A 15,091-nucleotide genomic window follows, 5' to 3' on the forward strand; every position below is an offset into this window, starting at 1 on the left:
GTCTCACCTGTCTCGCTTTCCCGCAGTAGTCTGCGCTAATTCCACATCAACAAAGATAGTTAGACAACATTTTTTATAATAAAATTTCATATTTTCTCCTTTTTAAGTGCCCAACGTAGTTCTACTAAGTCTATGCTAATAAGCATGCTAAATTTAACGAGGAGATTGAAGTTAAACCCGCGGAAAGAGCCTGTCTGTAACGGAACAGAACTATCGAGTAAATCTATGAAATTAGATTTCTTGATAGTTTTTTTATGTAAATAAAAAGTGAAGGTGAATACCTCGCATTATGTAGATGACTAAAACAATTTCCATTTGTAAATAATGAAAGCAACTACATGCTTAGTGAACATATTAATTGTTCTTCATTTTTATAAAATTGCATATAGAAACAATTGAATATAAGGAGCTTGGTTCATGTGAAAGTTACATTATTTGTGACATGTGTTGTTGATATGTTTGAAACGGATGTAGGTAAAGCGACTGTAGAATTATTGGAAAGGCTGGGTTGTGAAATTGATTTTCCTAAGAAGCAAGTATGCTGTGGACAACCCTTTCATGCGGCTGGTTATGTAGAAAGCTCAAAGCCCATGATTAAAGATATGATTGAAACATTTGAAGATTCCGAAGTTGTTGTTACGCCATCTGGTTCTTGTGCATTGATGTTCAAAAAATACCCTGAAATTTTGGGTAATGAGCCACATTGGGCGAAACGGGCCACAACCTTAGCACAAAAAACATATGAACTGACTGATTTTATTGTTAATGTGTTAAAACTTGAAAACGTTGGAGCAAAGCTAAATGGGGTTGCAACTTATCATACATCTTGCCAAATGACTCGATTGTTAGGTGTGAAGGATTCACCATTTAAATTATTATCAAATGTAGAGGGGCTTCAGCTTAAACCACTTCCATATCGATATAATTGTTGTGGTTTTGGTGGAACTTTTTCTACTAAGATGGCAGAAATATCAGAGCAAATGGTTGATGAAAAGGTAAATTCAGTGATTGAAACGAATGCCGATATTTTAGTTGCTGCAGAAGGTGGTTGTATGATGAACATTGCTGGAAGAATGGAACGAAGAAAAGTTCCGATTAAAGTAATGCATATAGCAGAAGTATTAAATTCTCATTAGGAAGAAGTGTAAAAATGCCTATAAAGATTTCTAACGATCAATTCTTAGATAAAGTAAAAGCAAATTTGCAAGATCAATTTATGAGAAGTTCAATGACTGGTGCACAAGACGGGCTACGATTGAGTAGGTTAAAAAACATTAAGGAACTAGGTAATTGGGAAGAATGGCGATCGCATGGAGAAGAAATACGAAAACATGTGATTGAAAATCTAGATTATTACTTGCATGAGTTGACTGAAAATGTTGAAAAGCTAGGTGGTTACGTTTTCTTTGCTGAAACTGCAGAAGATGCCAATCGATATATTCAAGATGTAGCAAAGAAAAAGAAAGCTAAAAAGGTTGTTAAATCAAAATCAATGGTAACAGAAGAAATTGGCTTAAATAAGCATTTGGAAGCAATTGGAGTTGAAGTGGTAGAGACAGATTTAGCTGAAGTCATTTTACAAATGGATAATAATGATCCACCTTCACATATCATTACGCCAGCACTTCATAAGAGCAAAGAAGATATTCGTAAAATTTTTGAGGAGAAACTGAACTATACGAAAACAAGTGATCCAACTGAAATTGCACGTCATGCACGCGATACGAAAAGAAATGATTTTTTTACAGCGGATATAGGGATTACTGGTTGTAATTTTGCTATTGCGGAATCAGGCTCTGTTAGTATTGTTACAAATGAAGGAAATGATCGTTTAACAACAACTATTCCGAGGACGCAAATAACCGTTATGGGTATGGAACGAATAGTCCCAACTTTTGCGGAACTTGAAGTACTTATTACTTTATTGATCAGAAGTGCTATTGGGCAAAATATTACAAGTTATGTATCGATACTTACAGGGCCACGGCGTACTGAAGATGTAGATGGACCAGATGAATTTCATCTTGTGATTGTTGATAATGGTCGTTCGAAAATAATAGGAACAGAATTTCAATCTGTTCTTAACTGCATACGATGTGCGGCATGTATTAATGTTTGTCCTGTTTACCGTCATATTGGTGGTCATGCTTATAATTCGATTTATCCTGGACCAATCGGGGTTGTTTTATCACCATTATTGGGTGGATATGAAGATTTTAAAGACCTTCCTTATGCATCTTCATTGTGTGGCGCTTGTACTCAGGCATGTCCAGTTAAAATTCCTTTACATGAATTAATCCATAAACATCGTCAGGTGTTAGTTGAGGAATTAGGTGAAGTACCTCTTCCAGAGGAAGTATTGTATAAGACATTTGGATTAGGAGGTTCATCAAATACAATCTATAACGCTAGCACAAAAATGATTTCATCTTTTATTAATACATTTATTAAAGATAAAAAATTTATCTCAAAAGGTCCTGGTCCAATAAAAGAATGGACATCCAATCGTGAATTTCTAATGCCTAAAAGTGAAAGATTCCGTGACTGGTTCGACAATCGAGATGGGGGATTTAAAGAGTGATTCAACAGCGTGAGCCTTTTTTAAATAATATTGCAAAAGCCCTTGGAAGAAATGTCAATACCTCGAAAAAGCCTGAGCTAAAATGGAAACATAATCCTCAATCCTCTACATTAATTGATCTTTCACAGAATGAATTACTTCAATTATTTAAAAGTCAGTGTAATACAATTCATACTGATTATGTAGTATCGAAGGTTGCCGATTTAAAAAATGAATTAAAACATAGAGTCGAATTAAATGGTGGTGGTCCTGTTTCAGTTTGGAAGGATGAACGATTTGTTGAATTTGGACTCCAATCTTTGATACTAGAAGAGTGGCCCTCTTCGAATGTAGTAGTAAACGAATGGAATCCAGATATTGGTGCCGCTAATATAGCTCAAGCTGAACGCTCGAATGTGGGAATCACTTTTAGTGATATGGCACTTGCTGAAACTGGAACAGTCGTATTATTTTCAAGTTCGGGAAAAGGTAGATCTGTTAGCCTTCTCCCAAAATCGTATATTGCAATTATTCCACAAAGTACAATTGTCCCCAGAATGACACAAGCAGCGCAATTTATTTCACAACAAGTTAAAAATAGCGAAGGAATTCCTGCTTGTATTAACTTTATTTCAGGACCTAGTAATTCAGCAGATATTGAAATGAATCCAATTATTGGTGTTCATGGCCCTATAAAAGCAACCTATATCATCATATCTGATAGATAGTACCCATGATCCAGGTTGGTATTTGGTTACTGAATGGGCTCGGTTAATGTCCTAATAATTGAGAATGAGAAGAGAAGGGGAAAGTCTCTTCTCTTTATTATTAGTAAAATACATAACCAGTAGTGATTAAATCGAATACAAACATAGTCCTGAATAGCTATCTTTGTTGATATGGAATTAGCGATGAATCCTACGAGAAAGTAGGTAAGATAAACCACATGCTACAAGAATTTTCTGCAACGAGGAACCGTATGAGCATTCTTTTTATTCCGACGAAGCGATGGCAAAGAAAATTTCTCCACTAGTCAAGCATACTAAACACTCTCTAGTTAAAATCGAAGCTAATTCCACATCATGCAGAAAGCGTCATATTTAACCAGAAATCAACAGATTCAAAACTCAAAAGTACAAATTCAATGATATTTATTTGCACTAATTTTACTTTGGGCATCCTTTTTTGAAAATAAAAAGTATTAATTTTTTTAAAAAAAGTACTAAATTTCTAAAAACTCATTGCATTTCAGACAATTATGAATTATATTTCTAATATATTTATTTTGTAAATTCGACAACGAAATACTATTTTGCTCGAAAGTGTACTATTTTACTTACTGACAAAGGGGAGTAATATAGAACATTTAAATTTACAAAATATAATGTTAGCGTTTTCAAAGGGGATGAATAGAATGACAGTACATCATGAGGAACAAAATGTTGTTATTAAACAACATGAACAAAGTAATGTTGATCAACAAGAACAACAGCATTTACAACGGAAATTAAAATCCCGTCATTTAACGATGATTTCAATTGGGGGAGCAATTGGGACCGGTTTATTTCTTAGTAGTGGGGCGGCAATTCATACGGCTGGTCCAGGTGGTGCATTACTAGCATATGCTATAGTTGGGGCAATGGTCTATTTTGTTATGACTAGTTTAGGAGAAATGGCAGCTTATATGCCAACAAGTGGATCGTTTAGTACATATGCTTCTAAGTTTGTAGATCCGGCATTTGGTTTTGCTATAGGATGGACTTATTGGTTTAACTGGGCAATGACGATTGCAGCTGAATTGACCGCATCTACGATGATTATGAAATTTTGGTTTCCAGATAGCCCTTCCTGGTTATGGAGTGGTGCATTCTTAACGATTATTTTCCTTCTAAACTATTTATCAGTAAAGGGGTATGGTGAAGGAGAATATTGGCTTTCTTTAATAAAAGTAAGTGCAATTGTTATTTTTATTGTTGTTGGTATACTTATGATTTTCGGCATTATGGGTGGAGAAGCAGTAGGATTTAAAAACTTCACAGTTGGTGACGCACCTTTTCCAACTGGTATGATGGGTGTATTCATTGTATTTATCGCAGCAGGATTTTCTTTCCAAGGAACTGAAATTGTTGGTGTTGCAGCTGGTGAAAGTGAAGATCCAGCCAAAAATGTACCAAAAGCTGTGAATAGTGTGTTTTGGAGAATTCTACTATTTTATGTTTTAGCAATTTTTGTTATCGGACTTCTAATTCCGTATACAAATCCAGATTTGCAAAATGATAGTGTAATGGTTAGTCCGTTTACTCTCATTTTGAAAAAGGCAGGAATTGCATTTGCTGCCTCACTTATGAATGCAGTTATTTTAACAGCTGTATTATCTGCAGGTAATTCTAGCGTATATGCATCTACTCGTATGTTATATTCAATGGCTCGAGAAGGACAAGCTCCAAGAATATTTGCAAAATTGAATAATCGTGGTGTACCTATTGCTAGTATGATTTTCACGTGTGCTATTGGTGGACTTGCCTTTTTAGCTTCATTCTTTGGCGATGGTACAGTTTATCTTTGGTTAATGAACGCTATTGGTATTACAGGATTTATCTTCTGGTTAGGTATTTCTGTCAGTCATTATCGTTTCCGTAAAGCATTTTTGGCACAAGGTCATTCATTAGATGAATTACCATATCGTGCAAAATGGTATCCAATTGGACCAATTTTTGCGATCGCATGTGGTGTTATCGTTATTTTAGCTCAAAATTTCCAAGCATTTCTTGCAGACAAAGTGGATTGGGGAAGTGTTGTAGCCGCATACTTGGGTATTCCACTATTCTTATTTTTACTGATTGGTTATAAAATGTTTAGGAAAACGAAATTAGTTAAATTAGAAGAAGTTGATTTTGACTTTGATAAATAATTGTAATTAAAAAGCTATGCATCAAAAAATAAAAGAAAGTGCGACCATAAGTTGTCGCACTTTCTTTTTGTATTCAATAATACGTATAGATAGTGCAATTAAAATAGTTTGAAAATATAGAATTTTGAATGTAGTATAAAAACTATATATTCAGTCATCTGAAGAACTAACTTTCTTTTATTGAGGGGGATTTATAATGAAGGTTTCATTATTTGCAACATGTATTGTGGATATGTTTCAAACAGATGTAGGTAAAGCTACAGTTGAACTATTAGAAAGATTGGGATGTGAAGTCATCTTTCCAAAAGGGCAAGTTTGTTGTGGGCAACCTGCTTACAACTCAGGCTATGTAAAAGATGCAAAAGAACCTATGAAAAAAATGATTGAAGCATTTGAGGATGCTGAAGTGATAGTAGCACCATCTGGTTCTTGTGCGTTTATGTTCAAAGAATACCCTAAAGTGTTTAAAGAGGATCCAATTTATTTTGAAAAAGCGAAAAAGGTTGCTTCCAAAACATACGAATTAACGGATTTTATCGTAAATGTCTTAAAAATAGAGGATGTAGGTGCGAAATTTGAGGGAAACGCTACATATCATCCATCATGCCATATGACTAGACTTTTAGGTGTATCTGAGTCACCCAAAAAACTATTAAGTCATGTGGAAGGACTACAATTGATTGATTTGCCAAAAAGCTATAATTGTTGTGGCTTTGGTGGAACGTTCTCTGTGAAAATGGGCAATATTTCCGAACAAATGGTAGATGAAAAAGTAGATAGTACGTTACAAACTGGGGCAGATTACTTAATAGGAGCAGACGGTGGCTGTTTGATGAACATTGGAGGCCGTATGCAAAGACGTGGGGAAAATGTCAAAGTAATGCATATTGCAGAAGTACTGAATCACCATTAGGGAAGGAAGGGAATTCAATGTCTATTCAATTTAATAATCATAAATTTAAAGATAACGTCGAAGATAATTTAAGCAATTCATTTATGAGAGGTTCAGTTGTTTCTGCTCAAGATCGTCTTCGTGCAGGTCGTATAGCTGCTGCAGAAGAATTAGGTGATTGGGAAGAGTGGCGTTCACACGGAGAAGAAATTCGTCAACATGTATTAAATCATTTAGATTATTACTTAAATGAATTAGCTGAAAACGTTGAAAAAGCTGGTGGACATGTATTTTTTGCAAAAACAGCAAAAGATGCAACAGATTATATTCAAGAAGTCGTGAAGAAAAAGAATGCAAAAAAAATAGTTAAATCAAAATCAATGGTAACCGAAGAAATCAGTTTAAATGAAGCATTGGAAGAAACAGGATGTACAGTCGTGGAAACTGACTTAGGTGAGTATATTTTGCAAATTGATAATCACGATAAACCTTCACATATAGTCGCACCGGCATTACATAAAAATGCCCATCAAGTGAAAGAAGTGTTTGTTGATAAATTAGGATATAATCCAGAAAATTCAGCTGAAGCTGGAGATTTAGCAAGACATGTTCGTACTACATTACGCAATGAATTCCTAACAGCGGATGTTGGGATTACGGGATGCAATTTTGCCATAACGGAATCAGGTTCCATTAGTCTTGTAACGAATGAAGGAAATGCGGGGCTGGTTACAACAATTCCAAAAACTCAAATTACAGTCATGGGGATGGAAAGACTAGTACCTACATTTGAAGAACTAGAAGTTTTGGTGAATATGCTAACAAGAAGTGCAGTTGGTCAAAAATTGCCAAGCTATGTCAATGTAATAACTGGACCTCGTAAACCAGGAGAAACAGATGGTCCTGAGGATTTTCATTTAGTTATTGTCGATAATGGTCGTTCAAGTATTTTAGGTACAGATTTCCAATCTATCCTACAATGTATTCGTTGCGGTGCTTGTGTCAATGTATGCCCAGTATACCGGCATATAGGTGGACATTCTTATAATTCTATCTATTCAGGACCTATCGGCGCTGTTTTAACGCCATTACTAGCCGGTTATGATGAATTCAAAGAATTGCCATATGCTTCATCTTTATGTGGTGCATGTTCCGAAGCATGTCCAGTAAAGATTCCATTACATGAATTGCTATTAAAACATCGTGAACGAATCGTTGAACAAGAAGGAAAGGCCCCAGTTTCAGAAGCTATGTTGATGAAAGCATTTAGTCTCGGTGGATCATCAAGTTCAATATATGCTACTGGAGCTAAAATTGCTTCACGAGTTGTTGCTCCTCTTTCGAAAAACGGAAAAATTTCAAAAGGACCTGGTCCATTAAAAGCATGGACTGAAGTTCGTGACTTCCCTGCACCTAAAAAAGAGCGTTTCAGAGATTGGTTCAAGGAACATGAGAAAGGTAGTGACAAAAAATGATCCAACATCGTGAAGAATTTTTAGAAACAATAGGGGAGTCTTTAGGTCGTGCTGTAAATACAACAGATAAGCCGCAGCGTAATTGGAAATACGCACCACAGAAAAAAGGATATGAAGGATTATCACAAGACGATTTGTTAGAAATTCTTGAAAAGCAGTGTCAAAACATTCATACAGATGTAGTGAAAACGACTGTTGAAGAATTACCACAAGCATTAGAACAAGTAGTAGAAAATTATGGTGGTGGACCAATTTCAATGTGGCAAGATCCACATTTTAATAAGTACAAACTAAATTCTTTATATGAAGAAAAATGGCCAAGGAAAGGGTATGAAATTTCACAATGGAAGGAAGATTTAGGAGAAAAAAATATTAAAAATGCGGAAAAAGCCAATATTGGACTAACTTTTTCTGAATATGCGCTAGCAGAATCAGGAACTGTTGTGCTATTTTCTGATAAGGAGCATGGTAAATCTGTTGGTCTTTTACCTAAAAGTTTTATCGCTATTGTCAAAAAAAGTACGATTGTACCGCGTATGACTCAAGTAGCAGAAATATTAAACGAACGTGTAGAATCAGGTGAAACATTACCATCAGCAATTGATTTCGTATCTGGTCCAAGTAACTCGGCTGATATTGAGATGAAATTAGTTGTTGGAGTACATGGCCCAATTCATGCAACATATATTATCTTGACAGATGAATAATTTAGCTAAAAAATGCCCAGCCTAAGCTGGGCATTTTTATTGATAATAATTTCAATTATCTGTACTATTAAGAGAAATTGGCGTTTCTTCTATATAAAATAAAGGAGGATGTTATGAATTCGATTCTTTTCTATGATGGTGACTGTGGATTTTGCCAAAAGTCGGTGCAATTTGTACTAAAACATGAAAAGAAACCGATTTTAAAATTTGCACCACTACAAGGAGAAGTCGCAGCAAAGTTATTACCAGCAAATATAACTCAAAATTTAGATTCGGTTGTTGTTTATCAAGATGGAAAAATGTTAACAGAATCCAATGCGATTCTATTTATTACAAAAAATTTAAACTTTCCTTTTTTGTTCTTTTTTATTTTTAAAGTAATTCCATCACCCATCCGTGATTTTTTTTACCGAATAATATCCAGAAATCGTTATAAATTTACGAATTCAAGTAAAATATGTAAAATTCCTGATGAAAATGTTCGAAATCGTTTTCTTAATTAAAGAGTCATAAATTTTACTTATCACAATGTATAAAATTAATGTTATTTACTTATGTATCTTTATCGATTATTATAGGTTTTGGAGAAAAGTAGCTCTATAAAAAGCCTTTTCATTAGTTTATTTAGAGGGGGAACCGAACAATGGCAAACAACAACTTGCATAATAGTCGTTCTTCTTTCGAAGTTAACGGTAAAACTTACAACTTTTATCGTTTAGCTGCGATCGAAGAAGCTGGCGTAGCACAAGTTTCACGCCTTCCTTATTCAATCAAAGTATTATTAGAATCAGTATTACGTCAATATGACGCTTACGTAATCAAAGAAGATCACGTAGACAACTTAGCTAAATGGGGTAAAGATGCAGACGCAAACGCTGAAGTACCTTTCAAACCATCTCGCGTAGTACTACAAGATTTCACTGGTGTACCAGTAGTAGTTGACTTAACATCTCTACGTACAGCAATGAAAGAAATGGGCGGCGACGCTAACGAAATCAACCCTGCTATTCCGGTTGACTTAGTAATTGACCACTCAGTACAAGTTGATAAATACGGTAACTCTTCTGCTTTACAAGCAAACATGGATCTTGAATTCGAACGTAACGCAGAACGTTATAACTTCTTAAAATGGGCACAAACTGCTTTCGATAACTTCCGTGCAGTTCCACCAGCAACTGGTATCGTGCACCAAGTTAACTTAGAATACCTAGCACCAGTAGTTCACGTAAATGAAAATACTGATGGTACATTCGAAACATTCCCAGACTCAGTAGTTGGTACTGACTCTCATACAACTATGATCAACGGTATCGGCGTTCTTGGTTGGGGCGTTGGTGGTATCGAAGCTGAAGCTGGTATGTTAGGTCAACCTTCATACTTCCCAATCCCAGAAGTTATCGGTGTAAAACTTACTGGTAAACTTCCAAGTGGTACAACAGCTACTGACTTAGCTCTTAAAGTTACTCAAGAGTTACGTAAAAAAGGTGTTGTAGGTAAATTCGTTGAGTTCTTCGGACCTGGCGTACCTGCACTTCCATTAGCTGACCGTGCAACAATCTCTAACATGGCTCCTGAATATGGTGCAACTTGTGGTTACTTTGCTATCGATGAAGAATCACTTAACTATATGCGTTTAACTGGTCGTGAAGAAGAACACATCCAAGTTGTAGAAGCTTACTTAAAAGCAAACAACATGTTCTTTGATCCAGAATTAGAACCAACTTACACAGATGTATTAGAAATCAACTTAAACGATATCGAACCAAACCTTTCTGGTCCAAAACGTCCACAAGATTTGATTCCACTTTCTAACATGAAAAATCGCTACCACGAAGTAGTAGTTGCTCCAGCTGGCGTTCAAGGCTTCGGTTTAACTGAAGATGAATTCACAAAAACAGCAACAGCTAAATTTGCTGAAGGCGATGTAGAAATTCCAGCAGGTGCTGTTGGTATCGCTGCAATCACTTCATGTACAAATACTTCAAACCCATACGTTTTAATCGCTGCAGGTCTTGTTGCGAAAAAAGCGATTGAAAAAGGCTTAACAGTTCCTAAATGGGTTAAAACATCATTGGCTCCAGGATCTAAAGTTGTTACTGGCTACTTACAAGACTCTGGTTTACAACAATACCTTGATACTCTTGGTTTCAACACTGTAGGTTACGGCTGTACTACATGTATCGGTAACTCAGGCCCATTACTACCTGAAATCGAAGAAGCAATCAAATCAAATGATTTATTCGTAACATCAGTACTTTCTGGTAACCGTAACTTCGAAGGTCGTGTACACCCATTAGTAAAAGCTAACTACTTAGCTTCACCACCATTGGTTGTTGCTTATGCATTAGCTGGTACTGTAGATGTTGACCTACGTAAAGATTCATTCGGTAAAGACAAAGATGGTAAAGATGTATTCTTCGATGATATCTGGCCAACAACTGAAGAAGTTAACGCAGTACTTTCAAAAGTTGTTACTCGTGAATTATTCCAAAAAGAATATGAAACAGTATTCAACGCTAACGAAAAATGGAATGCAATTGAAACTTCAACTGATTCATTATATGAATTTGATGATAAATCAACTTACATCCAAAACCCACCATTCTTCCAAAACTTATCTGCTAAACCAGAGGATATTCAAGAACTTTCTGGCTTACGCGTGTTAGCTAAGTTTGGTGACTCAATTACAACTGACCACATCTCTCCTGCAGGTGCAATCGGTAAAGATACTCCTGCTGGTAAATACTTACGTGAAAACGGTGTAGAACCACGTAACTTTAACTCTTACGGTTCTCGTCGTGGTAACCACGAAGTTATGATGCGTGGTACATTCGCTAACATCCGTATCCGTAACCAAATCGCTCCAGGTACAGAAGGTGGTTTCACTACTTACTGGCCAACAGGCGATGTTGAATACATCTATGATGCAGCAATGAAATATGCTGAAAACAACACTGGTTTAGTAGTACTTGGTGGTAAAGATTACGGTATGGGTTCTTCACGTGACTGGGCAGCTAAAGGTACTAACCTTCTAGGTGTTAAAACAGTTATCACTGAATCATACGAACGTATCCACCGTTCTAACCTAGTAATGATGGGTGTTCTTCCACTACAATTTGTAGATGGTGCTAACGCTGAATCACTAGGCCTTACTGGTGAAGAAACATTTGCAGTGAAAATTGGTGAAGGCGTTAAACCTCGCGATATCTTAACTGTAACTGCAACTGCTAAAGATGGTTCTACAAAAGAATTCAAAGCACTTGCTCGTTTCGACTCAGAAGTAGAAGTAGATTACTACCGTAACGGCGGTATTCTACAAATGGTATTACGTAACAAATTAGCAAAATAAGCTCATAGCCATATGAACATTTTCATACATGTGCACAATTAATTTGTGCACATGTATTTTTTTGTTTTTCGAGGGTGGTTCGACTATGGGTACTAGTCTAGAGGTAAGGGTAATTAAGGGACAAATCTGTTCGAGGAAGGAAAGCTTCTGTCTGTTGCGAAACAGGTGATAAACAACACAATCTCATTTTAAATCAAACCAAAGTACTGGATTTTATGGTATATTTATACTAGTAAATAAATGAGGTGTTAATAAATAATGGAAATGCAAAACAAAATTAAGCACTTACTTGTCTATTCAACGGGATTTTTGCTGTCGATGAGTTTACTTTCTAATGACGTATTTGCGGCTACAGTCAGTGGAAAAGACAGTGCAATCAAAGTAACAAAACAAGTTCTAGAAAACAGTTCAGAGGGAGATAATAATCAAACTCAGACAAGTGATACAACTTCATCTGAAAATGAAAATCAGATTATTGATAATTCCGCTAAAATAAGTTCAGATGCAGAACTTTTTACACCGGAATCATTACAACCAACAAAATTGAAACTACCATCAGATGATCATACATATTATGTAACAAAAACTTCAAATGAGGATTATTTTGAAATCCAAATTGGGGAAAATACATATTGGATTAAATCGGAAAACTTAATTGCTTCGACAGAAAACCCTTCAGAATTAACTCAGAAGCGAAATCTAGCCATAACAACTAAAAGTAAATTTAACATTTACTCACAAAGGGATAATCATTCGAAAATTCTTGTCGAAGGAACAAAAGATACTGTATTTAAAGTAATTGATGTAGTTCAAGATTATTATGTAGTATCAGTTGCTGGTGTAAAAGGATATATTCCTTTTAGTGATATAAATATTGAGTATCAGAAAAACAGTAATGTAGAAGTTGCAACAAACTCAGTTAAGATGTACGAAATAAATGGCGGTAAGTATAAAGCGAAAGGTACATTAGTTAACGGAGCAGTGGTAAAAGTAGCTAAATCAACAACTAACTATCATATTATTCAAGTTGGAAGACAAACATTTGCAATCCCCAAAAAAGGAACAATTCCTACAGAAAAACCTGTTTCACTTGGATCATTAATAGAATCCACCTATCCCATTAAGCTAACAGTAAGTAAAACGAATTCTATTTATACTTCTAAAGGTAATAAAATGGGAACAATTGATAAAGGTCAAGTTGTTACCCTAAAAGGTTTAAAAGGTAGCAAGGGAATCATTAATTATATGGGGAAATCAGGTTATGTTAATCTTGAATACTTTAACCATTCCAATATGGTTGACCCAACAAAGAACATTACATACGGGATGTACAACTATTACCTTCGAGTAATTGCACAGCTATATCCTGAATTTACTGAAGTTGAAAAGATTGGAGAATCAGTACAAGGACGCTCTATCTATGCTTTACGAGTAGGGAATGGAAAGAAAGAAATCTTAATGGATGCTGCTATACATGGACGGGAGCATATGACGACGAATGTTTTAATGGAAATGATCGATCAGTATACAGTTTCCTATCGAAAAGGAACAAATTATGCTGGATATAATGTAAAGCGTGTTTTAGATAAAACAAGTATATGGTTTGTGCCTATGATGAATCCTGATGGTGTTACGTTAGTACAAAAGGGCATTAATTCGATGGATAGTAAATACAGAGCAAATCTCAAAAAATATAATCATGGAAGCAATAATTTTAATCGTTGGAAGGCGAATGGTCGAGGTGTTGACTTAAACCGTAATTTCGATGGATTATGGAAATATGTCGCATATACACCTAAATCCTATATGAATTATAAAGGAACAAGTGCATTTTCTGAACCTGAAGCACAAGCTTTAAAATCATTTGTACAACGTCATCATTTTAAAACAGATTTATCCTATCATTCATCAGGACAAATTGTGTATTGGTTTAATTTCCAAAAAGGCTCTAATCGTACGAGAGATTTAAAATTGGCTAAAAGTGTTGGGAAAATTACAGGCTATACAGTTGTTCCTCCACTATACTACAGAGGCTCTGGATCATCTGCTGACTGGTTTATATTAAATCAAAAGAAACCTGGATTAACGATAGAAATTGCTCCTTATGCTGGCAATGGACCAGTACCACATCGTTATTGGAGTAGTGTTTGGAACAAAAACAAATCCATCGGCTTATTCGGTGCAAATGAAGCATGTAGAAGATAAACTTTTGTATAAACATCTTTATTCAGAACTTTAATCAAAAAGTTTAAAAACTCACCCGTTTAGTATCACTTAGGGGTGAGTTTTTTTATAGATACTTAAATTTAAGACATAACTTAAAATTATTCTCTATGAATAGGCTTAAAGTTTAGGAAGGTAAGAATCCACTTTGATCACTTCAAAATAGATTCTTTTTATTTATCTGTTAACGAGAATTTGATTAAACTTTAATCAAACTTTATTCTAAATTAAATATCAAAATTTCATATTAGACCTGGAAATCAACTCTAGCATGCTTATAATGAGCATTACGTGAACAAAAGGTGGGGAATTCCCATGCTTCTGTTACTGAATAGGAACTAATATTTCGCATAAATGATTATCAATCATTTGTGAAGTATATCTTTCTACAATTGGTTGTTCTCTTATTGATAGATTATTTTTTTCTATTTCAGAAAAAATATTACGCCAAAATTCACTGATTGCCTCTTTTGTATGATCAAGCAAGAAAACAGCAAATTTTCCGCCAGAAAATTTACCAACTTGAGCTGGTTTAGCTACATTAAAATCTTTAGTTATAATAACGCAAACATCATAACGACATTCCTCTTTAGGCGTAACCTCAGTGTTATCTTGTGGTATACCTAAAATTGTAGAATTATCAAATACACCATTCAACCGTGCCCACTTTTTAAAGGACTCCATTAGTTCTTTGTTTTGCTTTCCACCATATTCTCCAACGCTCCGAAGATAAGCAATCCTTGATTCAGGTAATTCTTCAATAGTTATTTTCATATTTTAAACCTCCTTTCTTAGACAAGGTAATGCGATTTAAAATGTATTTCAATCTATTATTTAAAAGAATATTCTTAAAAGAAGATACTTGAGTCAATTTCATAATTCAAAGATTTGATATAAAACTCGAACAATAAATGAGGAAACAGTATGTGCTATATCAATTAGAATACTGTATAAGAAGCGGAAGATGGCGACTC

The 15,091-nt window shown here is 35.1% G+C and carries 11 protein-coding genes; 10 read left to right on the forward strand and 1 reads right to left on the reverse strand.

From position 1 onward, the window contains the following. Positions 1 to 419: 419 nt before the first annotated feature. The 10 genes from ABE048_RS17125 (at position 420) to ABE048_RS17170 (ending at position 14,099) form a co-directional block, all read left to right on the forward strand. Positions 420 to 1,136 (forward strand): (Fe-S)-binding protein, encoded by a 717-nt coding sequence (locus tag ABE048_RS17125; RefSeq protein WP_430312485.1) that lies wholly within the window; start codon positions 420 to 422, stop codon positions 1,134 to 1,136. Positions 1,137 to 1,150: 14 nt separating this feature from the next. After that, the gene (locus ABE048_RS17130; RefSeq protein WP_430312486.1) at positions 1,151 to 2,581 is read left to right on the forward strand and encodes a LutB/LldF family L-lactate oxidation iron-sulfur protein; all 1,431 of its coding nucleotides are present in this window, start codon (positions 1,151 to 1,153) and stop codon (positions 2,579 to 2,581) included. After that, a complete protein-coding gene (locus tag ABE048_RS17135) occupies positions 2,578 to 3,288 on the forward strand; it encodes a LutC/YkgG family protein (RefSeq protein ID WP_430312487.1) in 711 nt (236 codons plus the stop codon). Before ABE048_RS17130 ends, ABE048_RS17135 begins: the two co-directional genes overlap by 4 nt. Before the next feature lie 686 nt (positions 3,289 to 3,974). Continuing rightward, on the forward strand, positions 3,975 to 5,471 hold the full coding sequence (locus ABE048_RS17140) for an amino acid permease (RefSeq protein WP_430312488.1): 1,497 nt from the start codon (positions 3,975 to 3,977) through the stop codon (positions 5,469 to 5,471). Positions 5,472 to 5,667: 196 nt separating this feature from the next. Continuing rightward, on the forward strand, positions 5,668 to 6,384 hold the full coding sequence (locus ABE048_RS17145) for a (Fe-S)-binding protein (RefSeq protein WP_430312489.1): 717 nt from the start codon (positions 5,668 to 5,670) through the stop codon (positions 6,382 to 6,384). A 17-nt stretch (positions 6,385 to 6,401) separates the two neighbouring features. Next, complete coding sequence (locus tag ABE048_RS17150; protein ID WP_430312490.1) at positions 6,402 to 7,838, forward strand: LutB/LldF family L-lactate oxidation iron-sulfur protein; 1,437 nt, start codon at positions 6,402 to 6,404, stop codon at positions 7,836 to 7,838. Beyond that, positions 7,835 to 8,545, forward strand: a complete 711-nt coding sequence (locus tag ABE048_RS17155) for a LutC/YkgG family protein (protein ID WP_430312491.1) — start codon at positions 7,835 to 7,837, stop codon at positions 8,543 to 8,545. Before ABE048_RS17150 ends, ABE048_RS17155 begins: the two co-directional genes overlap by 4 nt. A 113-nt stretch (positions 8,546 to 8,658) precedes the next feature. Continuing rightward, positions 8,659 to 9,048 (forward strand): thiol-disulfide oxidoreductase DCC family protein, encoded by a 390-nt coding sequence (locus ABE048_RS17160; protein WP_430312492.1) that lies wholly within the window; start codon positions 8,659 to 8,661, stop codon positions 9,046 to 9,048. Between the two features lie 140 nt (positions 9,049 to 9,188). Continuing rightward, the gene (gene acnA / locus ABE048_RS17165; RefSeq protein ID WP_430312493.1) at positions 9,189 to 11,894 is read left to right on the forward strand and encodes an aconitate hydratase AcnA; all 2,706 of its coding nucleotides are present in this window, start codon (positions 9,189 to 9,191) and stop codon (positions 11,892 to 11,894) included. A 258-nt stretch (positions 11,895 to 12,152) separates the two neighbouring features. Continuing rightward, entirely contained in the window at positions 12,153 to 14,099 is a 1,947-nt protein-coding gene (locus ABE048_RS17170; RefSeq protein ID WP_430312494.1) for a M14 family zinc carboxypeptidase, read from the forward strand. A gap of 342 nt (positions 14,100 to 14,441) precedes the next feature. Here the strand turns inward: ABE048_RS17170 and ABE048_RS17175 are convergent, their stop codons facing one another. Continuing rightward, positions 14,442 to 14,891 (reverse strand): AraC family transcriptional regulator, encoded by a 450-nt coding sequence (locus tag ABE048_RS17175; RefSeq protein ID WP_430312495.1) that lies wholly within the window; start codon positions 14,889 to 14,891, stop codon positions 14,442 to 14,444. Positions 14,892 to 15,091: the final 200 nt, after the last annotated feature.

It is taken from the genome of Rummeliibacillus pycnus, assembly GCF_050459865.1.
Lineage (GTDB): Bacteria > Bacillota > Bacilli > Bacillales_A > Planococcaceae > Rummeliibacillus > Rummeliibacillus pycnus_B.

Excerpts from the sequence above, each read along its gene's own strand:
- ABE048_RS17145 (WP_430312489.1), top strand. The coding sequence starts at position 5,668 with ATGAAGGTTTCATTATTTGCAACATGTATTGTGGATATGTTTCAAACA.
- acnA (WP_430312493.1), top strand. The coding sequence starts at position 9,189 with ATGGCAAACAACAACTTGCATAATAGTCGTTCTTCTTTCGAAGTTAAC.
- ABE048_RS17160 (WP_430312492.1), top strand. The coding sequence starts at position 8,659 with ATGAATTCGATTCTTTTCTATGATGGTGACTGTGGATTTTGCCAAAAG.
- ABE048_RS17140 (WP_430312488.1), top strand. The coding sequence starts at position 3,975 with ATGACAGTACATCATGAGGAACAAAATGTTGTTATTAAACAACATGAA.
- ABE048_RS17150 (WP_430312490.1), top strand. The coding sequence starts at position 6,402 with ATGTCTATTCAATTTAATAATCATAAATTTAAAGATAACGTCGAAGAT.
- ABE048_RS17130 (WP_430312486.1), top strand. The coding sequence starts at position 1,151 with ATGCCTATAAAGATTTCTAACGATCAATTCTTAGATAAAGTAAAAGCA.
- ABE048_RS17170 (WP_430312494.1), top strand. The coding sequence starts at position 12,153 with ATGGAAATGCAAAACAAAATTAAGCACTTACTTGTCTATTCAACGGGA.
- ABE048_RS17175 (WP_430312495.1), bottom strand. The coding sequence starts at position 14,891 with ATGAAAATAACTATTGAAGAATTACCTGAATCAAGGATTGCTTATCTT.
- ABE048_RS17155 (WP_430312491.1), top strand. The coding sequence starts at position 7,835 with ATGATCCAACATCGTGAAGAATTTTTAGAAACAATAGGGGAGTCTTTA.